The following is an 18,383-nucleotide window of genomic DNA, read 5'->3' as shown; positions in this document are numbered from 1 at the left end:
CGACCATGTATCACCTGATCGTCTTCCTCCCCCTGATCGGCTTCCTGATCGCCGGCCTCTTCGGCCGGCTGATCGGCGCGCGCGGCTCCGAGATCGTCACGACCTCGCTGCTCATCGTCTCGGCAATCCTGTCCTGGGTTGCCCTCGTCCAGGTCGGCTTCGGCTCCGGCACGACGCGCATCCAGGTTGCGAGCTGGATTTCCTCCGGCAGCCTGCAGGTCGACTGGGCCTTCCGCGTGGACACGCTGACCGCCGTGATGCTGGTCGTCGTCAACACCGTGTCGTCGCTCGTGCACCTCTACTCGATCGGCTACATGCACGAGGATCCGCACCGGCCGCGCTTCTTCGCCTATCTCTCGCTGTTCACCTTCGCGATGCTGATGCTGGTGACGGCGGATAATCTCGTCCAGATGTTCTTCGGCTGGGAGGGCGTCGGTCTCGCCTCCTATCTGCTGATCGGCTTCTGGTACCAGAAGCCTTCGGCCAATGCCGCGGCGATGAAGGCCTTCATCGTCAACCGCGTCGGCGACTTCGGCTTCTCGCTGGGCATGTTCCTGGTCTTCGTGCTGTTCGGCTCGGTCGCCTTCGACGCGATCTTCCCGCGCGCCGGCGAGTTCGTGAACCAGGGCTTCCGCTTTCTCGGCTATGACTGGAACGCGCTGACCCTGACCTGCCTGCTGCTGTTCGTCGGCGCGATGGGCAAGTCGGCCCAGTTCCTGCTCCACACCTGGCTGCCGGACGCGATGGAAGGCCCGACCCCGGTCTCGGCCCTCATCCATGCCGCGACCATGGTCACTGCCGGTGTCTTCATGGTGGCGCGCCTGTCACCGCTCTTCGAGTATGCTCCCGTCGCGCTCACCGTCGTCGTCGTCATCGGCGCGACCACGGCCTTCTTCGCCGCGACGGTCGGCCTCGTGCAGAACGACATCAAGCGCGTCATCGCGTATTCGACCTGCTCGCAGCTCGGCTACATGTTCGTCGCGCTCGGCGTCGGCAATTACGGCGCCGGCATCTTCCACCTCTTCACCCACGCCTTCTTCAAGGCCTTGCTCTTCTTGGGCGCCGGCTCGGTCATCCACGCGATGCACCACGAGCAGGACATGCGCCGCATGGGCGGCCTGCGTAAGCACATCCCGCTGACCGCGGCGGCGATGACGATCGGCACCCTGGCGCTGACCGGCGTCGGTATCCCCGGGACGGTTTTCGGCTTCGCCGGCTTCTTCTCGAAGGATGCGATCATCGAGAGCGCCTATGCCTCGGTCGAGCATGGTGGCTTCGCCAGCTCCTATGCCTTCATCCTGCTGGTCGTCGCCGCCTGCATGACGTCCTTCTATTCCTGGCGGCTCTATTTCATGACCTTCGAGGGCGCACCGCGCTGGGGCCATGGCCATGACTCGCATGGTCACGATGACCATGCCCATGCCGCGCACGACCATGCGCACGGCCATGACGCTCACGGCCACGGCCATGATCACACGCCGCATGAGAGCCCTTGGGTGATGCTGCTGCCGCTCGCGCTGCTTTCGGTCGGCGCGATCTTCGCTGGCGTCGCCTTCAAGGAGTACTTCGTCGGGCACGACTTCGAGCATTTCTGGAAGTCGTCCCTGTTCATGGGCAAGGACAACCACATCCTGCATACCATGCACGAGGTGCCCAAGTGGGTCGTGGCATCGCCGTTCGTGGCGATGGTGATCGGCTTCGTGCTCGCCTACTGGATGTATGTCCGCCGGCCGGACATTCCGGGCAAGCTCGCGGCTGCGAACCCGGCGCTGTACCAGTTCCTGCTGAACAAGTGGTACTTCGACGAGCTCTACGACTTCCTGTTCGTGCGCCCGGCGAAATGGCTCGGCCGCTTCCTCTGGAAGAAGGGCGATGGCCTGGTCATCGACGGCCTCGGACCGGACGGCATCTCGGCACGCGTGGTCGATGTGACCAACCGGGTGGTCCGGCTGCAGACCGGCTATCTCTATCACTATGCCTTCGCGATGCTGATCGGCGTCGCCGGGCTGGTGACTTGGTATCTTGTGACCCGCGGGTGAGATGATGTCCTTCGGTTTCGGTATCCTCACCGGTCTTCTGGTCCTGCCGCTGGTCGGCGCTGCCTTCATCCTGGCGCAGCGCGGCGATCAGGCCTCGGTCGACTCCAACGCCCGCTGGGCGGCGCTGATCACGACGGTGCTGACCTTCGTGCTCGCCTGCGTCGCCTGGAGCCGCTTCGACACGGCCAACCCCGGCTTCCAGATGGTCGAGACCCATGGCTGGGTCTCCGACGCCATCAAGTTCAAGCTTGGCGTCGACGGCTTTTCCTTCCCCTTCATCGTGCTGACGGCCTTCCTGATGCCGTTCTGCATCCTCGCCTCCTGGACCTCGGTCGAGAAGCGGGTGGCAGAGTACATGGTCGCCTTCCTGATCCTGGAGACGCTGATGATCGGCGTCTTCGCGGCGCTCGACCTCGTGCTGTTCTACCTGTTCTTCGAAGCCGGCCTGATCCCGATGTTCCTGATCATCGGCATCTGGGGTGGCAAGCGGCGCGTCTACGCCTCCTACAAGTTCTTCCTCTACACGCTGCTCGGCTCGGTGCTGATGCTGCTGGCGGTGATGGCGATGTACTGGAACGCCGGTACGACCGACATTCCGGCGCTGCTCGCCCACAAATTCCCTGCCGGCATGCAGACATGGCTGTGGCTCGCCTTCTTCGCCTCCTTCGCGGTGAAGATGCCGATGTGGCCGGTCCATACTTGGCTGCCCGACGCGCACGTCGAGGCGCCGACGGCCGGTTCCGTCATCCTGGCGGCGATTCTGCTGAAGATGGGCGGCTACGGCTTCATCCGCTTCTCGATCCCGATGTTCCCGGAGGCGTCGCATTATTTCGCGCCGCTGGTCTTCGCGCTCTCCGTCATCGCCATCGTCTACACGTCGCTCGTGGCGCTGATGCAGGAGGATATCAAGAAGCTGATCGCCTACTCCTCGGTGGCGCATATGGGCTTCGTCACCATGGGGCTGTTCACCCTGACGCCGCAGGGCATCCAGGGCGCGATGTTCCAGATGATGAGCCATGGCCTCGTCTCCGGCGCGCTCTTCCTCTGCGTCGGCGTGATCTACGACCGCATGCACACCCGCGAGATCGCGGCCTATGGCGGGCTGGTGAACCGCATGCCGCTCTACGCGGTGGTGTTCATGGTCTTCACCATGGCCAATGTCGGCCTGCCGGGCACCGCCGGTTTCGTCGGCGAGTTTCTGACGCTGGTCGGCGCCTTCCGCGCCAATCCCTGGGTTGCCTTCTTCGCGACCTCAGGCGTCATTCTCTCGGCCGCCTATGCGCTCTGGCTCTACCGCCGGGTCGTCTTCGGCGAACTCGTCAAGCCGGAGCTCAAGGACATCAAGGACCTGAACGGCCGCGAGATCGCGATCCTGGTCCCGCTCGTCCTGCTGACGATCTGGTACGGCGTGCAACCGCACACGATCCTCGACGCCTTCGCGGCGCCGACTGAAGCGCTCATCAAGAACTATCAGGCTGCCCTCACTGTCGCGAAGACGGCAGTGGCGGCCGTGCAGTAAGGTCTCGTCATGGCTCTGCCCGCTCTCGGCCCGGCCCTGCCGGAAATCATCCTCGCCGTCGGCGCCATCGCGATGGTGCTGGTCGGCGCGATCCAGGGTGAGCGCGCGACGCGCCTGCTCGAAGGCCTCGCCCTCGTGCTGCTCGCGGTCGCCTTGGTGCTGGTCGTCTCGGCCGGCGGCAAGCTCCTGACCTTCAACAACGGCTTCATCGCCGACGGCTTCTCCCGCTTCATGAAGGTGCTGACGCTCATCGGCGCCGGCGCCACGATCCTTCTCTCCGCCGATACGCTGCGGCGCGAGGGGGCGATGCGCTTCGAATTCCCCATTCTCGTCGTGCTCGCGACCATCGGCATGATGATGATGATCTCGGCCAACGATCTCATCAGCCTCTATGTCGGACTCGAGCTGCAGTCGCTGGCGCTCTATGTCGTCGCGGCGTTCGACCGCGACAATGCGAAGTCGACCGAGGCGGGCCTGAAGTATTTCGTGCTCGGCGCGCTCTCCTCCGGCATGCTGCTCTATGGCGCCTCGCTGGTCTACGGCTTCACCGGCACCGTCACCTTCACCGGCATTGCCGCGGCGACGCAGGGCGGCCATGCCGGCATCGGCCTGATCTTCGGCATCGTCTTCATCGCCGCCGGCGTCGCCTTCAAGATCTCGGCCGTGCCGTTCCATATGTGGACGCCGGACGTCTATGAGGGCGCTCCGACCCCCGTCGCCGCCTTCTTCGCCTCGGCTCCCAAGATGGCCGCCATGGCGATGGTGGTCCGCATCTTCGTCGGCGCCTTCCCGGGCGCGATCCAGGACTGGCGCCAGATCATCGTCTTCATCTCGATCGCCTCGATGGCGCTCGGCGCCTTCGCCGCGATCGGCCAGCGCAATATCAAGCGCCTGCTCGCCTATTCTTCCATCGCGAACATGGGTTACGCGCTGGTCGGTCTCGCCGCCGGCACCCCTGGCGGCGTGCAGGGCGTGATGACCTATATGGCGATCTATCTCGCCACGACGCTCGCCGCCTTCGCCTGCGTGCTGATGATGCGCCGTGACGGAAAACTGGTCGAGGACATCTCGGAGCTTGCCGGCCTGTCCCGTACCAATCGCTGGATGGCGTTCGCGATGTCGATGATGATGTTCTCGCTCGCCGGCATCCCGCCGCTCGCCGGCTTCTGGGCGAAGTGGTACGTCTTCCTCGCCGCGATCGAGGCCAAGCTCTACGTTCTCGCCGTCGTCGGCGTAATCACCAGCGTCGTCGGCGCCTATTATTATCTGCGCCTCGTCAAGGTGATGTATTTCGACGATCCGAAGCCGGCCTTCGAGACCGCGGATTACGGCGTGCGCACCGTGCTGTTGTTCTCGACCATCTTCGTGCTGGTGCTTTCGTTGCTGCCGGCGCCGCTCTTCAATGCGGCCGAGGCGGCGGCGAAGTCGCTCTTCTGAGCCGACGGCGCGTGCTCGGCGAAGCCGCCCGCGCAGCGGGCTACCGGCTGATCATCCGCGACGAGGTCGCCTCGACCATGGAGGAGGCCCGCCGCGCGCTCGATCAGGGCGAGCCGGGCAAGCTCTGGATCGTCGCCCGCAGCCAGAATGCCGGCAGAGGCCGGCATGGCCGGCAATGGGGCTCGCCGCGCGGCAATCTCTATGCGAGCCTGCTGCTGACCGACCCGTGCGAGCCGGCGCTGGCACCGCAGCTCGGCTTCGTGGTGGGCCTTGCCCTGCACGATGCCGCGGCGAAGCTGCTCGGCCCGGCCGCGTCCGGGCTGAAGCTGAAATGGCCGAACGATCTGCTGCTCGATCGCGCCAAGACCTCGGGCCTGCTGCTCGAAGGCGAGAGCCGGGCAGGGCGGCTCAACGTCATCGTCGGCTGCGGCGTGAACATCGCTTCCTGCCCCTCCGACACACCTTACCCCGCGACCTTCCTCAAGGCGGCAGCGCCGCAGGCCAATGTCGAGACGATGCTGACGGGGCTGAGCGACGCCTTCGCCCAGCGCTTCGCCATCTGGTCCCAGCCCGGTGGCTTCGGGCCGATCCGTGCCGCCTGGCTCGAGCGCGCCGCCTTTCTCGGCGAGACCATCACCATCCGCCTGCCTGACGGTCCGCTGGCGGGGCGATTTGTCGGTCTCGACCCGACGGGGCGTCTCGAACTCGAAACGGAAGCCGGCCGGCGCGTCATCGATGCGGGCGATCTCTTCTTTGGAGCGGCCTGAGATGCGCGGGCGGCCATGCTGGCCTGCCGCGTCACGACCATGCTAGAGGAATTCGTCGGTTCCACGCGGTCATCCCGGGCGGCCGAAGGACGACCCGGGATCCATGCCGGAACGCGAGCCGGAATCGCGCCGGCATGCATCCCGGATCTCCGCTTCGCTTCGTCCGGGATGCACCGCGTATCCCGCAAGATCTCCCGGCAAGTCGGCATCGGCGCGCAATGATGCGCTGTTGGCGACTGCCATGCCTTCAGGATTGCCAGTGACCCGCTCCAGCGACCAGCTCGTTTTCGTTCCCCTCGGCGGCCTCGGCGAGATCGGCATGAACGCCGCCCTCTACGGCTTCGGGCCCGAGGGGAGACGCAAATGGATCCTGGTCGATTGCGGCCTGTCCTTCGCCGGCCCGGAAGCGCCGGGCGTCGATATCGTCCTGCCCGATCTGCGCTACATCATCGAGGAGCGGGCGAACCTCCTCGGCATCGTCATCACCCATGCCCATGAGGACCATATCGGCGCGCTCGCCGCGCTCTGGCCTTCGCTGCGGGCGCCGGTCTACTGCACGCGCTTCGCCGCAGGCCTCCTCGCGACGCGCCGGCTCTCCGAGCCCGGCGCGCCCAATGTCGAGATCAACGTCGTGGCGCAGGGCGGGCGCATCACGCTCGGGCCGTTCGACATCGAATATGTGCCGGTTGCGCATTCCATCCCCGAGTCGAATGCGCTCGCCATCCGCACCCCGGCCGGCCTCGTCGTCCACACCGGCGATTGGAAGATCGACCCGACGCCGCGCGTCGGCCTGCCCACCGACGAAAAGCGCCTGCGCGAACTCGGTGAGGAGGGCGTGCTGGCCCTGGTCTGCGACTCGACCAATGTCATGCGCGACGGCATCAGCCCGAGCGAGGCCGACGTCGCCGCCAAGCTGAAGGAGCTGGTGGCCTCCGCGCCCGGTCGTGTCGCCGTCACCACCTTCGCATCCAACGTGGCGCGGCTGCGTGCGGTAGCCGAGGCCGCCATGGCGAATGAGCGCGAGGTGGTGGTGGTCGGCCGCGCGATGGATCGCGTCATCGATGTGGCCCGCGAATGCGGCTATCTCGACGGCATCCCTGCCTTCCGTCCCGTCGATGCCTATGGCTACCTGCCGCGCGACAAGGTGGTGGCGCTGTTGACCGGTAGCCAGGGCGAGCCGCGCGCCGCGCTCTCGCGCATCGCCGCGGATGACCATCCCGAGATTGCGCTTTCCGCCGGAGACCGCGTGATCTTCTCGTCGCGCACCATTCCCGGCAACGAGAAATCGGTCGGCAACATCCTGAATGCGCTGGCCCGCGACAATATCGAGATCATCACCGACCGCACCCATCTCGTGCATGTCTCCGGCCATCCGCGTCGCGAGGAGATGGCGAGGCTCTATGGCTGGCTGAAGCCGCAGATCGCCATCCCAGCCCATGGCGAGGATCTGCATCTCGCCGAGCACGAGACCTTCGCCCGCAGTCTTGGCGTGAAGCATGTGATGCGCGCCGGCAATGGCGACGTCGTCGCGATTTCGGGTGAGGGCGCGAGGAAGGTCGACGAGGCCCCGCATGGCCGGCTCTACCAGGACGGCTCCTTGCTGGTGAACGCCCTTGAGAAGACGCTGCAGGAGCGACGGCGGCTCTCCTTCGCCGGCATCGTCTCAATCGCGGTTGCCGTCGACGAGAAGGGCGGCATCGCGGGCGAGCCGGAAATCGCGGTGCTCGGCCTGCCGCCACGCACCCGCGATGGTACGGATTTCGACGAGTACGTCGCCGATACCGTCAGTGAACTGCTCGACGGCATCCCCAAGGCCCGCCGCCGTGACCCCGAGGCCCTTCGCAACGCGCTGGAGCGCGGCGTGCGCAGCGCTGTCAACGAGGAGTGGGGCAAGAAGCCACTGGTGCATGCGCTGGTGGTCGAGGTGTAGAACAGGCGCAGCGCCGCCGGGCTGGAGAAGACGAAGATGATCGGACGCCTCAACCATGTCGCCATCGCGGTGAAGGATCTCGCGGCCTCGACGGCGCTCTATCGCGACACGCTGGGTGCGCGCGTCTCGCAGCCGCTGCCGCAGCCGGAACATGGCGTCACCGTGGTCTTCGTCGAGCTGCCCAATACCAAGGTGGAACTGCTGGAGCCGCTTGGCGCCGACTCGCCGATCGCGAAGTTCCTCGAGCGCAATGCCGATGGCGGCGTCCATCACATCTGCTACGAGGTCGACGATATCCTCGCCGCTCGCGACCGGCTGAAGGCGCAGGGCGCGCGGGTCCTCGGCTCCGGCGAGCCACGCATCGGCGCCCATGGCAAGCCCGTGCTCTTCTTGCATCCCAAGGATTTCCTCGGCACGCTGGTCGAACTGGAACAGGCCTGACAGTCATGACCGAGATCGCTTTCCTCGGCCAGCCGGAGCCCGGCTCGCCACGCCCCTTCAGCGCGGCGACCGTCGCTGGTGGGATGGTCTTCGTTTCCGGCCAGTCGGCGCCGCACGATCCCGCTCTCGGTATCTTCCGGGGCGACACGGCCGCGGAGCAAGTACGCAATGCCTTGCTTCGCATCGGGGAGATCCTGGAGGAGGCCGGCAGCTCGCTCGATCGCGTCGTGCAGATGACCATGCTGATCACCGATCCCGCCGACTACGCTGCCTGCAACGCGGAGTATGTCAGGCATTTTCCCAACGGCTTGCCGGCGCGCCATACCGCACGCTTCGGCGTGCCGACCGAGGCCCGGGTCGCTTTCGCCTGCATCGCCCTCGCGGGGAGCGGCGCATGAACATCGTTGGCGGGCTCGCGCTCTATTTCGTGATCTGGTGGATCACGCTCTTCGCCGTGCTGCCCTTCGGCATCCGCAGCCAGCACGAGACGGGTGACGTCGTCGAGGGAACCGAGCCGGGTGCGCCGATCCTGCCGGGGCTGCTCAAGAAAGCCGCGATCACCTCGGTCGTCGCCGCGGTGATTTTCGCCGGCGTCTGGTACGTCTGGGTGACCTACGACATCTGAAATGGCGCACTCGCAGGGCTCTGCCGGCAGGATAGGGATCGGAAGGCGCTGCCGTGTCCGGCAGACGCGCGCCATGCTAGGGCAGGACGCTTCCGATCGCTGTGGGATGAGGAAAAGCTTCGGCAGGTAGAGCGGCGGGGCAGCCGGCAAAGAAAAAGGCAAGGCCGATGCCTTGCCTTGGATAGTCTTTTTTTACCGCAGTATCGGCGCGCGTCTGGTTGCGTGCGACTCGGATACTAGGCGGGCGTTTGTCCTCCCGAGACCTGGTCCGCAGCGCCATGGCTAGCAAGGCGCTCCCAGCGGGAGATGACTTAGCTGATTGTGACGGCTCTGTCATCAGTTTAGACAAATGCAGCCTTAAATTTTTGCAAGTTTGATCTCCATTGCACTTGTGCAGTGCAGCAATGGTATTTTCTGCCGGTACCCGTGGCGGCGGCCGTTAGGGCAGGTGCCTTGTTCCGGTCAAAGGATATCGCTACCTACGGCCATCCGCCGGACTTGCCGGTGGCCATGGAGATTTTCATGCTGCGCAGCTCGCTCGCCGCCCTTGCCGTCGTCGCCTCGCTCGGTTTCGCCCAAGCCCAGAGCCCCAAGCCCGATCCCGAGAACACGGTCATTCTCGAGACCAAGGACGGCCCGGTGACGATCCGCCTGCGGCCGGACCTTGCGCCGAAGCATGTCGCCCAGATCAAGGCGCTGGTGAAGCGCGGCTTCTATGACGGCGTCGTGTTCCACCGCGTCATCGACGGCTTCATGGCCCAGACCGGCGACCCGACCGGCACCGGCACCGGCGGCTCGGACCTGCCGAACATTCCCGCCGAGTTCAGCCAGACGCCCTACAAGGTCGGCTCCGTCGGCATGGCGCGCTCCCAGTCGCCGAACTCCGCCAATTCGCAGTTCTTCATCTGCTATGAAGGCTGCGGCTCGCTGACCGGCAGCTACACGCTCTTCGGCGAGGTGGTCTCCGGCATGGATGCCGTGCGCAAGATCAAGAAGGGCGCCCAGGGCAGCGGTCAGGTCACCAATCCGGACAAGATCGTTCGCATGCGGATGGCTTCCGACGCCAAGTGAGATGAAGCCGGGGAGGGGCGGGACCATGTTGCGGACGATCCTCACCGGCACTCTCGCGGTGCTTTTGCTCGGCGGCGTGGCGCTCGCGCAGGATACGCGCGATCTCGGCCTGCCGCCTGCCTCCGGCTCGCAAAACCCTGTTCTGCCTCCGCCATCCGGCTCGCAGAACCCGATCCTGCCGCCGCAGAGCGGCCAGCGCTACAACCCCGGTATCGGCGGCCCCTTCGGCGGTGACAACGATATTCCTGGCATGCAGCAGCGCCGCATCGGCTCGCAGAGCCTGCTGCGCCGCAATGGCGAGATCGGCCTGATCGGTTCGGTTTCGCCGGAGACGCGGCCGGAGGAAGGGGAGACCGTCGCCACTCTGGCCGATATTGCGCCGGCGCTGCGGCGTTGCTGGACGCCTCCGCCGCTGCCGGGCGACCTGACCGGCGCGATGGTCTCGCTTCGCTTCAGCCTGCGCCGCGACGGCAGCCTCTTCGGGCAGCCGCGCGTGACTTGGGAGACGCGACGCGGCGATCCCGCGTTTCAGCGGCGCTTCAGCGATTCCGCTGTTGCCGCCATCCATTCCTGCACGCCGATGAGGTTGTCGAAGGGCCTCGGAGCGAGTATCGCGGGGCGACCCTTCATCATCCGTTTCCACGGCCGTGTGCCGCCTAACGAAAGGCAGAGCTAATGTCGCTCGATCCCGAAAACACCATCGTGATGGAAACCACCAAGGGCCGCGTGGTCATCAAGCTGCGCCCCGACCTCGCTCCCGGCCATGTCGAACGCATCAAGCTGCTCGCCCGCGAGGGCTTTTATGATGGCATCGTCTTCCATCGCGTCATCGACGGCTTCATGGCGCAGGTCGGCTGCCCGCACGGCACCGGCACCGGCGGCTCGAGCTACCCCGACCTGAAGCAGGAGTTCAATGCCGAGCCGCATGTGCGCGGCGTCTGCTCGATGGCCCGCGCCCAGAACCCGAACTCGGCCAACAGCCAGTTCTTCATCGTGTTCGACGACGCGCGCTTCCTGGACAAGCAGTACACCGTCTGGGGCGAGGTCGTGGAAGGCATGGACAATGTCGACAAGATCAAGCGCGGTGAGCCGGTGCGCGATCCCGACTCGATCGTCTCGCTGAAGGTGATGGCCGACGCGGCCTGAGGTTTTGAAGTAGGGCGAGCCCTCGTCCTGAGGAGCCGCGCCTGCGCGGCGTCTCGATGGGCGGTTCCAGCGGGCGCTGGAACATCCTTCGAGACACGAGCTTCGCTCGTTCCTCAGGATGAGGGCTCGCTGTTTTTGGACGAAACTCGCTCGCCATGGATGTCGGCCTCTTCGATTTCGAGCTGCCGGAAGACCGGATCGCGCTGAGGCCCGTCAGCCCGCGCGACGCCGCGCGGCTGCTCGTGGTGCGCCCCGACGCGCCCGAGCCGCTGGAGGATCGCGGCATCCGCGATCTCGTCTCGCTGCTCCGACCGGGCGACGCGCTCGTCCTCAACGACACGCGCGTCATTCCCTCCCGCCTGCGCGGGCGGCGCTATCGCGGCGCGGATTCAGCCCGCATCGAGATCATGCTGCACAAGCGCGAGAGCGACGATCGCTGGCTCGCCTTCGCCCGGCCGGCCAAGAAGCTGGCGCTGGGCGAGACCGTGGTCTTCGATTCCGAGGGGGCCAGCAATGCCTGCGAGCTCGGCCGCCTGCAGGCCGAGGTTGTTGGCAAAAGCGAGGGCGGCGAGGTCGAGCTGCGGTTCAGCCTGACCAGCGCCTATCTCGACGAGGCGATCGCGCGGCTCGGAGAATTGCCGCTGCCGCCCTACATCGCCGGCAAGCGCCCGACCGACAGCGCCGACACCACCGACTACCAGACCAATTTCGCCCGCAACGACGGCGCCGTGGCGGCGCCGACCGCGGGCCTGCATTTCACGCCGGAGCTCCTGGCCGAGCTGGAGGCACTCGGCGTCTCCCGCCATTTCGTGACGCTGCATGTCGGCGCCGGGACCTTCCTGCCGGTGAAGGCGGAGGATACCGACGAGCATCGCATGCATGCCGAATGGGGCACGGTCTCGGCTGAGACTGCGGCTGCCCTCAACGCCGTCAAGGCGAAGGGCGGGCGGATCGTCTGCGTCGGCACCACCTCGCTGCGCCTGATCGAGAGCGCGGCTGATGAGGACGGCACCATCCGCCCCTTCTCGGGCGACACCGCGATCTTCATCGCGCCGGGCTATCGCTTCCGGGCGGTCGACCTGCTGATGACGAATTTCCACCTGCCGCGCTCGACGCTGTTCATGCTCGTCTCCGCCTTCTGCGGGCTCGACATGATGAAACGAGCTTATGCCCATGCGATCGCGGCGAATTATCGCTTCTATTCCTACGGCGACGGCAGCCTGCTCTTCCGGGCGGGTCGATCGTAGAGCAAAGCACGCTGTCATTCCGGGGCGTGCCATAGGCGCGAACCCGGAACCCACAACCGGGCGAGCCCTTGCCCGATCGGATTGCCTAAACGTCGTGCCCGATTGTGGTTTCCGGGTTCTTCGGTTCGCGAAGCCTCGGAATGACAAGTTGGCCAACGCGCCTTTGTCATGGGCATGACGATCCATTCGCTGAACCGGCTCGCCTTCCCGGTCTGAAAATGCTACCGGGCTCCCAACAGGGATTTTGACAGTCAAATGGCCGATATTTTTCGCGAGATCGATGAGGAAGTCCGGCGCGATAAGGCGGCGGAGCTTTGGAAGAAATATGGCTGGCTCGTCACCGGCCTCGCGGTGCTGGCCGTCGTTGCGGTAGCGGGCTGGCAATTCTGGCAGCATCGCGAGATCCAGGCCTCGCAGGCCGTGGGCGCGCGCCTCGAAGCGGCCCTGAAATCCTCCCGCGACGGTGACAGCACACAGGCCGAGGCAATCCTGAAGGAGCTCGCCAGCAGCGCGCCCGCAGGCTATCGCCTCATCGCGCGTTTCCGCCTCGCCGCCGAAACCGCCAAGGGCGATGCTGCTGCCGGCATCGCCGCCTTCGATGCGCTCGCCAACGATGCTACGCTGGACGCGACCTACCGCGACCTCGCCAAGCTGCGTGCCGGCATCCTGCGCGTCGATCTTTCGCCCTATGCGGAGGTCAAGACGGCGCTGGAGCCGCTGGCGAGCCCGCAGGGTGTCTGGCGTCATTCGGCCCGCGAATTCCTAGGCATCTCCGCGCTGAAGGCCAATCAGTTCGACGAGGCCGGCCGCTGGTTCGATGCCGCGATCACCGATCCGCAGGCGCCGCAGGCCCTGCGCCAGCGCGTGGAACTGTATCTCGCCCTTGTCCGCGGCGGGCCCGTCACGGTGAAGAACTGAACCGGAGCCTGGCTCCCAACGCTTCCGTCACCCCGTTCCGGCCTTGCGGCCGGGCCGGAGTGACGATGGAATGTAAAGTCTGATGACAGCCATCGTCGCCCTCATCGGCCGGCCCAATGTCGGCAAGTCGACGCTGTTCAACCGGCTCGTCGGCAAGAAGCTCGCTCTGGTCGACGACCGGCCGGGCGTCACGCGCGATCGCCGCGAGGGCGACGCCACGCTTGGCCATCTGCGCTTCAAGGTGATCGACACCGCCGGTCTGGAAGAAGCGGACAAGGAATCGCTCGCCGGCCGCATGCGCGCCCAGACCGAGACGGCGATCGCTCAGGCGGATGTCGTGGTGTTCATGATTGATGCGCGCCTCGGCCTGACGCCGATGGACCAGCCCTTCGCCGATCTGGTGCGCCGCTCCGGTAAGCCCGTCATCCTGCTCGCCAACAAGGCGGAGGGAAAGAAGGGCACGGAGGGCATCATCGATTCCTATTCGCTCGGCCTTGGCGACCCCGTGCCGTTCTCGGCCGAGCATGGCGAGGGCACAGCCGATCTGCTTGAAGCGCTGGTGCCCTTCATCCCGGACGAGCCCGAGGAAGATGAGGACGACGCTTGGGAGGATGTTCCGGCGGCTGAGGCGGACGAGGACGACAATCCCGACCGGCCGCTGCGTGTCACCATCATCGGCCGTCCGAACGCCGGCAAGTCGACGCTGGTCAACCGCATCATCGGCGAGGAGCGTCTGCTGACCGGCCCCGAGGCCGGCATTACCCGCGACACCATCTCGGTCGATTGGGAATGGCGCGGCCGTAAGGTCAAGCTCTTCGACACGGCCGGCATGCGCAAGCGTGCCCGCATCGAGGAGAAGCTGGAGAAGCTCTCCGTCGCGGATTCGCTGCGTGCCATCCGCTTCGCCGAGGTCGTGGTCGTGCTGCTCGACGCCACCATCCCCTTCGAGAAGCAGGACCTGACGCTGGTCGACCTGACCGAACGCGAGGGACGGGCCGTGGTGATCGGCCTCAACAAATGGGACCTCGTCGCCGACAAGCAGGGCCTGCTTGCGGAGCTCAAGGAGAAAGCCAACCATCTGCTGGCGCAGGTGCGCGGCGTGCCGATCGTGCCGCTGTCCGGTCTCGCCGGTGAGGGCATCGACCGGCTGATGCAGGCGGTGTTCTCGGCCTATGAGGTCTGGAACCGCCGCGTCTCGACAGCGCGGATCAATCGCTGGCTGGAAGGCGTGCTCTCGGCTCATCCGCCGCCGGCCGTGGCTGGGCGGCGCATCAAGATCCGCTACATGACGCAGGCCAAGGCGCGCCCGCCGACCTTCGCGCTGTTCGGCAACCAGCTCGAGCATCTGCCGATCTCCTATGTCCGCTATCTCGTGAACAACCTGCGGGAAGGCTTCGATCTGCCGGGCACGCCGATCCGGCTGCACCGGCGCGGCGGCCAGAATCCCTATGACAAGGAGCGCAAGGGCTGATGCGGATCGCGGTCGTCGGCGCCGGAATCGCCGGGCTTTCCACCGCCTGGTCGCTTAACAAGCGCGGGCATGACGTCACGCTCTTCGAGCAGGCGCCGCAGATCCCCAACCCCTACGCTGCCTCCGGCGATCAGCATCGCATCATCCGCCGTGCCTATGCCGGCGCAGACGGCTATGCCCGCACCATCAGCGAGGCGTTCGAGGCGTGGGAGGAGCTTTGGGCCGATCTGGGCACGAGCCATTACGCACCCTGCGGCACGCTTGGCGTCTCGCAGACGCCGGATGACGAAGGCGACGCCTATCTGCAGGGGTTCGACCGAGTCGGCTCACCCTACGAGCTCTATGAGCCGGCTGAAGCATCCCGGCGCTACCCCTTCCTCGACGCCGCTGCGATCCGCTACGCCTACATCAACCGGGAGGGCGGCGCGCTGTTTCCGGCCCGCATCGCGGCCGGGCTGGTGCGCCTGCTGCGCGAGCGCGGAGTTGCGATTCGTGAGGGCGTGGAGGTTGCCGCCATCGACCCGGAGGCCGGCAGGCTCACCCTGGCCGATGGCGAGCAGGCGAGCTTCGACCGCGTCGTGGTGTCGGCCGGGGCCTGGGTACTGAAACTTCTGCCCGACCTCGCCCAGACCCTGACCACCTATCGCACCGCGGTGGTCTATCTCGATCCGCCGGAGGATCTCAAGGCAGCCTGGCAGGCGGCGCCGGTCATCGTCGATGTCGGCGGCACGATCGACGGCTACGTCCTGCCGCCGGTCGATGGCACCGGTCTCAAGTTCGGCGCCGGCATCCACAAGCGCCCGCGCCAGCCGGCCGAGGAGCGCGAGCCGCGCCTGGGCGAGGGCGAGATGCTGCGCGACTATTTCTCTCCGCCCTTCGCGCGCATCGCCGAGTACCGGGTCGATCGCGTCGTGACCTGCGCCTATACCTTCACCACGGACCGCAAGTTCCTCTCGCGGCAGATCGGCCGGGTGACGGCCGTCTCGGCCTGCTCCGGCCATGGCTACAAATTCGGAGCCTCAGTGGGCCGGCGCGTCGCGGCGGCGGTCGAGAGCGGCGATCAGGCCGGGCTGCTGCGCTGGCTCAGGGCCGAGTGAGCACAGCGGGGCGCGCATGCTCGAAACCGTGAGCGCGCTCTTCGTCGACCGGGACCGGAAGGTGCTGCTTGGGCTGCGCGCCGTCTGGAAGCAGGCCTGGCCCGGCCATTGGGATGCGATCGGCGGGCGCGTGGAGCCCGGAGAGGCGCTGGAGCGCGCTTTGATCCGCGAGTGTCGCGAGGAGGTCGGGCTGACGCCGACCCGCTATGAACTCGTGCTGTCGGAAGCGGAGCGCTTTCCCGCGCGCAACGGCGCGGCGCTGCACCACATTTACGTCGTCAGCGCCTGGGAGGGCGGCGAGGCTGCCAATCTCGTCGACGAGCATGACGAGATCCGCTGGTTCAGCCTGGAGGAAATGGCGGCTCTCCCGAACCTGACCATTCCCGACCTGATCACGCTCGCGCGGGCCTCGGAGGGCTGACGCAGCCGGCTCAGGCCGGCAGCTGCGGGCTCAGCACCTTGCCCTGCGGGAAGTCGAAGATCTTGCCGCTCTCGGTCCAGTCCGGCGAAGCGAGCCGGACCAGATGCGGCGCCAGATCCTCCGGCGTCCTCAGCGTCATCGGGTCCTCGCCCGGCATCGCCTCGGCGCGCATGCGGGTGCGCAGCGGCCCCGGATTGACCAGCATGACCTTGACCGGCGTCGTCGCCGTTTCGGCTGCGTAGGTGCGCCCCAGCGCCTCCACGGCGGCCTTGGAGATCGAGTACGGCCCCCAATAGGCGGTGCATTTATGGGCGGCGCCGGAGGACATCAGCAGGGCGCGGCCCGCATCCGAAGCGCGGAGCGCGGGATCGAGCGATTTGATCAGCCGCCAATTGGCGGTGACGTTGATGTCCAGCACCTTCGCCCACTCCTTCTCGGTCTCATGGCTGAGCGGCGTGAGGGAGCCGAGGATGCCGGCATTTGCCAGCAGGATGTCGAGCTTGCCCCAGCGCTCCAGCACGGCCGGGCCGAGCTTTTCGATGCCGCCGGCATCGCTGAGGTCGAGCGGCACCAGTGTCGCATTGCCGCCGATCGCGCGGATCTCGTCGTCGAGCTCCTCCAGCGCGCCGGCGGTGCGGGCCAGCGCCACCACATGGGCGCCGGCGCGGGCGAAGGCGAGCGCGGCGGCGCGGCCAATGCCGCGCGAGGCGCCGGTGACGAGGGCAAGGCGCCCCTCGAGAGGCTTGGTCATTGTTGCTTCCGGTTGCTCAGCCGGCTTCGGCCAGCAGGGAGATCCGCTGTTTGGCGCTCTCGCCGATCACGTCGGTCAGCGAGGTCGGGTAGTCGCCGGTGAAGCAGTGGTCGGTGAATTGCGGCCGGGCGGGATCGCGCCCTTCATGGCCCATGGCCCGGTAGAGCCCGTCCACCGAGATGAACGCCAGCGAGTCGGCGCCGACGAACTGCCGCATCTCCTCCAGCGAATGCGTGGCGGCGAGCAGCTTCTCGCGGTCGGGCGTGTCGATGCCGTAATAGTCCGGATGAGTGATCGGCGGCGAGGAGATGCGGAAATGCACCTCCCGGGCGCCGGCTTCGCGCATCATCTTCACGATCTTGAAGGAGGTGGTGCCGCGCACAATCGAATCGTCGACCAGCACGACGCGCTTGCCCTCGACTACCGAGCGGTTGGCCGAATGCTTCAGCTTGACGCCGAGCTCGCGCACCTTCTGCGTCGGCTCGATGAAGGTGCGGCCGACATAATGGTTGCGGATGATGCCGAGTTCGAAGGGGATGCCGCTTGCCTGCGCGTAGCCGAGCGCGGCCGGCACGCCGGAATCCGGCACGGGCACGACGACGTCGGCATCGGCCGGCGATTCCTGCGCCAGAACCGCGCCCATGGCCTTGCGGCGCTCATAGATGCTGCGGCCCTTCACGATGGAATCGGGGCGGGCGAAGTAGATGTACTCGAAGATGCAGGGCCGCTCGGGCACCGGCGGGAAGGGCTTGTGGCTCTCGATGCCGCTCTCGGAGACGATCACGACCTCGCCGTTCTCGACCTCGCGGATGAACTTGGCGCCGATGATGTCGAGCGCGCAGGTCTCCGAGGTCAGGATCGGGCAGCCGTCGAGCTCGCCCAGCACGAGCGGGCGGATGCCGAGTGGATCGCGCGCGCCGATCAGCTTCTTGTTGGTGATGCCGACGAAGGCATAGGCACCCTCGATCTGGCGGATCGCCTCGATGAAGCGGTCGACGAATTGCTGCTTGCGGCTGCGGGCGACGAGATGGAGCAGGACCTCGGTGTCGGAGGTCGACTGATAGATCGCGCCGTCGCGGACGAGATTACGCCGCAGCGTCAGGCCGTTGGTGAGGTTGCCGTTATGCGCCACCGCGAAACCGCCGCCATGCAGCTCGGAGAAGAGCGGCTGCACGTTGCGCAGGATGGTCTCGCCCGTCGTCGAGTAGCGGACGTGGCCGATGGCCTGCTTGCCCTTCAGCTTGTCGATGACACTCGCTTCCGAGAAGGCGTCGCCGACGAGGCCGAGGCGCCGCTCCGAATGGAAGCGGTTGCCGTCGAAGGAGACGATGCCCGCCGCCTCCTGGCCGCGATGCTGGAGTGCGTGCAGGCCAAGCGCCGTCAGCGCCGCCGCGTCGGCGTGGCCGTAAATGCCGAAGACGCCGCATTCCTCCCGCAGCCGGTCGGCATTGGGGTCGAAGGCGGTCTCAGTCTCGGTCTGCGAGATCATGGCGAGCTCCACGC

General features: G+C 66.6%; 18 protein-coding genes. 16 read left to right on the top strand and 2 right to left on the bottom strand.

Features of this window, described 5'->3' with window-relative positions; translation table 11 throughout:
* Nucleotides 1-5: 5 nt before the first annotated feature.
* The 16 genes from nuoL (at nucleotide 6) to AB4Z16_RS17615 (ending at nucleotide 16,129) form a co-directional block, all read left to right on the top strand.
* A complete protein-coding gene (gene nuoL, locus AB4Z16_RS17690) occupies nucleotides 6-2,039 on the top strand; it encodes an NADH-quinone oxidoreductase subunit L (protein WP_441512675.1) in 2,034 nt (677 codons plus the stop codon).
* A 4-nt stretch (nucleotides 2,040-2,043) separates the two neighbouring features.
* On the top strand, nucleotides 2,044-3,558 hold the full coding sequence (locus AB4Z16_RS17685) for an NADH-quinone oxidoreductase subunit M (protein ID WP_441470614.1): 1,515 nt from the start codon (nucleotides 2,044-2,046) through the stop codon (nucleotides 3,556-3,558).
* Nucleotides 3,559-3,567: 9 nt separating this feature from the next.
* The gene (gene nuoN / locus AB4Z16_RS17680; protein WP_441512674.1) at nucleotides 3,568-4,995 is read left to right on the top strand and encodes an NADH-quinone oxidoreductase subunit NuoN; all 1,428 of its coding nucleotides are present in this window, start codon (nucleotides 3,568-3,570) and stop codon (nucleotides 4,993-4,995) included.
* An 11-nt stretch (nucleotides 4,996-5,006) separates the two neighbouring features.
* On the top strand, nucleotides 5,007-5,762 hold the full coding sequence (locus tag AB4Z16_RS17675; protein ID WP_441512673.1) for a biotin--[acetyl-CoA-carboxylase] ligase: 756 nt from the start codon (nucleotides 5,007-5,009) through the stop codon (nucleotides 5,760-5,762).
* A 259-nt stretch (nucleotides 5,763-6,021) separates the two neighbouring features.
* Nucleotides 6,022-7,692 carry a ribonuclease J gene (locus AB4Z16_RS17670; protein ID WP_441512672.1) on the top strand — a complete coding sequence of 557 codons (1,671 nt, stop codon included), beginning with the start codon at nucleotides 6,022-6,024 and terminating at the stop codon, nucleotides 7,690-7,692.
* Nucleotides 7,693-7,728: 36 nt separating this feature from the next.
* On the top strand, nucleotides 7,729-8,133 hold the full coding sequence (gene mce / locus AB4Z16_RS17665) for a methylmalonyl-CoA epimerase (RefSeq protein WP_441512671.1): 405 nt from the start codon (nucleotides 7,729-7,731) through the stop codon (nucleotides 8,131-8,133).
* 5 nt (nucleotides 8,134-8,138) lie between these two features.
* Complete coding sequence (locus tag AB4Z16_RS17660) at nucleotides 8,139-8,531, top strand: RidA family protein (protein ID WP_441512670.1); 393 nt, start codon at nucleotides 8,139-8,141, stop codon at nucleotides 8,529-8,531.
* On the top strand, nucleotides 8,528-8,758 hold the full coding sequence (locus AB4Z16_RS17655) for a DUF1467 family protein (protein WP_441512669.1): 231 nt from the start codon (nucleotides 8,528-8,530) through the stop codon (nucleotides 8,756-8,758). Before AB4Z16_RS17660 ends, AB4Z16_RS17655 begins: the two co-directional genes overlap by 4 nt.
* A gap of 522 nt (nucleotides 8,759-9,280) precedes the next feature.
* On the top strand, nucleotides 9,281-9,829 hold the full coding sequence (locus AB4Z16_RS17650) for a peptidylprolyl isomerase (protein ID WP_441512668.1): 549 nt from the start codon (nucleotides 9,281-9,283) through the stop codon (nucleotides 9,827-9,829).
* A 25-nt stretch (nucleotides 9,830-9,854) separates the two neighbouring features.
* Entirely contained in the window at nucleotides 9,855-10,505 is a 651-nt protein-coding gene (locus tag AB4Z16_RS17645; protein WP_441512667.1) for a hypothetical protein, read from the top strand.
* A complete protein-coding gene (locus AB4Z16_RS17640; RefSeq protein ID WP_441512666.1) occupies nucleotides 10,505-10,975 on the top strand; it encodes a peptidylprolyl isomerase in 471 nt (156 codons plus the stop codon). The genes AB4Z16_RS17645 and AB4Z16_RS17640 overlap by 1 nt, the downstream gene beginning before the upstream one ends.
* Nucleotides 10,976-11,130: 155 nt before the next feature.
* Nucleotides 11,131-12,222, top strand: a complete 1,092-nt coding sequence (gene queA, locus AB4Z16_RS17635; RefSeq protein ID WP_441512665.1) for a tRNA preQ1(34) S-adenosylmethionine ribosyltransferase-isomerase QueA — start codon at nucleotides 11,131-11,133, stop codon at nucleotides 12,220-12,222.
* Nucleotides 12,223-12,477: 255 nt separating this feature from the next.
* Complete coding sequence (locus tag AB4Z16_RS17630) at nucleotides 12,478-13,140, top strand: tetratricopeptide repeat protein (protein ID WP_441512664.1); 663 nt, start codon at nucleotides 12,478-12,480, stop codon at nucleotides 13,138-13,140.
* Between the two features lie 82 nt (nucleotides 13,141-13,222).
* Nucleotides 13,223-14,611 (top strand): ribosome biogenesis GTPase Der, encoded by a 1,389-nt coding sequence (gene der / locus AB4Z16_RS17625; protein ID WP_441512663.1) that lies wholly within the window; start codon nucleotides 13,223-13,225, stop codon nucleotides 14,609-14,611.
* Nucleotides 14,611-15,708 carry an NAD(P)/FAD-dependent oxidoreductase gene (locus AB4Z16_RS17620; RefSeq protein WP_441512662.1) on the top strand — a complete coding sequence of 366 codons (1,098 nt, stop codon included), beginning with the start codon at nucleotides 14,611-14,613 and terminating at the stop codon, nucleotides 15,706-15,708. The genes der and AB4Z16_RS17620 overlap by 1 nt, the downstream gene beginning before the upstream one ends.
* A gap of 16 nt (nucleotides 15,709-15,724) precedes the next feature.
* Nucleotides 15,725-16,129, top strand: coding sequence for an NUDIX hydrolase (locus AB4Z16_RS17615; protein WP_441512661.1), 405 nt, complete (start codon nucleotides 15,725-15,727; stop codon nucleotides 16,127-16,129).
* A 10-nt stretch (nucleotides 16,130-16,139) separates the two neighbouring features.
* On the opposite strand, the gene AB4Z16_RS17610 is transcribed toward AB4Z16_RS17615, so the two are convergent.
* Nucleotides 16,140-16,880, bottom strand: coding sequence for an SDR family NAD(P)-dependent oxidoreductase (locus AB4Z16_RS17610; protein WP_441512660.1), 741 nt, complete (start codon nucleotides 16,878-16,880; stop codon nucleotides 16,140-16,142).
* A gap of 16 nt (nucleotides 16,881-16,896) precedes the next feature.
* Nucleotides 16,897-18,369, bottom strand: a complete 1,473-nt coding sequence (purF, locus tag AB4Z16_RS17605) for an amidophosphoribosyltransferase (RefSeq protein WP_441512659.1) — start codon at nucleotides 18,367-18,369, stop codon at nucleotides 16,897-16,899.
* Nucleotides 18,370-18,383 lie beyond the last annotated feature (14 nt).

The sequence above is a fragment of the Allobosea sp. TAF32 genome (assembly GCF_052113585.1).
Taxonomy (GTDB): domain Bacteria; phylum Pseudomonadota; class Alphaproteobacteria; order Rhizobiales; family Beijerinckiaceae; genus Allobosea.
This window is presented reverse-complemented; position numbering and strand designations above follow the sequence as displayed.

What these genes read in the sequence shown, in the direction of transcription:
- der (WP_441512663.1), top strand. Translation starts at nt 13,223, where the DNA reads ATGACAGCCATCGTCGCCCTCATCGGCCGGCCCAATGTCGGCAAGTCG.
- AB4Z16_RS17685 (WP_441470614.1), top strand. Translation starts at nt 2,044, where the DNA reads ATGTCCTTCGGTTTCGGTATCCTCACCGGTCTTCTGGTCCTGCCGCTG.
- mce (WP_441512671.1), top strand. Translation starts at nt 7,729, where the DNA reads ATGATCGGACGCCTCAACCATGTCGCCATCGCGGTGAAGGATCTCGCG.
- AB4Z16_RS17660 (WP_441512670.1), top strand. Translation starts at nt 8,139, where the DNA reads ATGACCGAGATCGCTTTCCTCGGCCAGCCGGAGCCCGGCTCGCCACGC.
- AB4Z16_RS17615 (WP_441512661.1), top strand. Translation starts at nt 15,725, where the DNA reads ATGCTCGAAACCGTGAGCGCGCTCTTCGTCGACCGGGACCGGAAGGTG.
- AB4Z16_RS17655 (WP_441512669.1), top strand. Translation starts at nt 8,528, where the DNA reads ATGAACATCGTTGGCGGGCTCGCGCTCTATTTCGTGATCTGGTGGATC.
- nuoN (WP_441512674.1), top strand. Translation starts at nt 3,568, where the DNA reads ATGGCTCTGCCCGCTCTCGGCCCGGCCCTGCCGGAAATCATCCTCGCC.
- AB4Z16_RS17620 (WP_441512662.1), top strand. Translation starts at nt 14,611, where the DNA reads ATGCGGATCGCGGTCGTCGGCGCCGGAATCGCCGGGCTTTCCACCGCC.
- AB4Z16_RS17645 (WP_441512667.1), top strand. Translation starts at nt 9,855, where the DNA reads ATGTTGCGGACGATCCTCACCGGCACTCTCGCGGTGCTTTTGCTCGGC.
- AB4Z16_RS17630 (WP_441512664.1), top strand. Translation starts at nt 12,478, where the DNA reads ATGGCCGATATTTTTCGCGAGATCGATGAGGAAGTCCGGCGCGATAAG.
- nuoL (WP_441512675.1), top strand. Translation starts at nt 6, where the DNA reads ATGTATCACCTGATCGTCTTCCTCCCCCTGATCGGCTTCCTGATCGCC.
- AB4Z16_RS17610 (WP_441512660.1), bottom strand. Translation starts at nt 16,880, where the DNA reads ATGACCAAGCCTCTCGAGGGGCGCCTTGCCCTCGTCACCGGCGCCTCG.
- AB4Z16_RS17650 (WP_441512668.1), top strand. Translation starts at nt 9,281, where the DNA reads ATGCTGCGCAGCTCGCTCGCCGCCCTTGCCGTCGTCGCCTCGCTCGGT.
- AB4Z16_RS17640 (WP_441512666.1), top strand. Translation starts at nt 10,505, where the DNA reads ATGTCGCTCGATCCCGAAAACACCATCGTGATGGAAACCACCAAGGGC.
- queA (WP_441512665.1), top strand. Translation starts at nt 11,131, where the DNA reads ATGGATGTCGGCCTCTTCGATTTCGAGCTGCCGGAAGACCGGATCGCG.
- purF (WP_441512659.1), bottom strand. Translation starts at nt 18,369, where the DNA reads ATGATCTCGCAGACCGAGACTGAGACCGCCTTCGACCCCAATGCCGAC.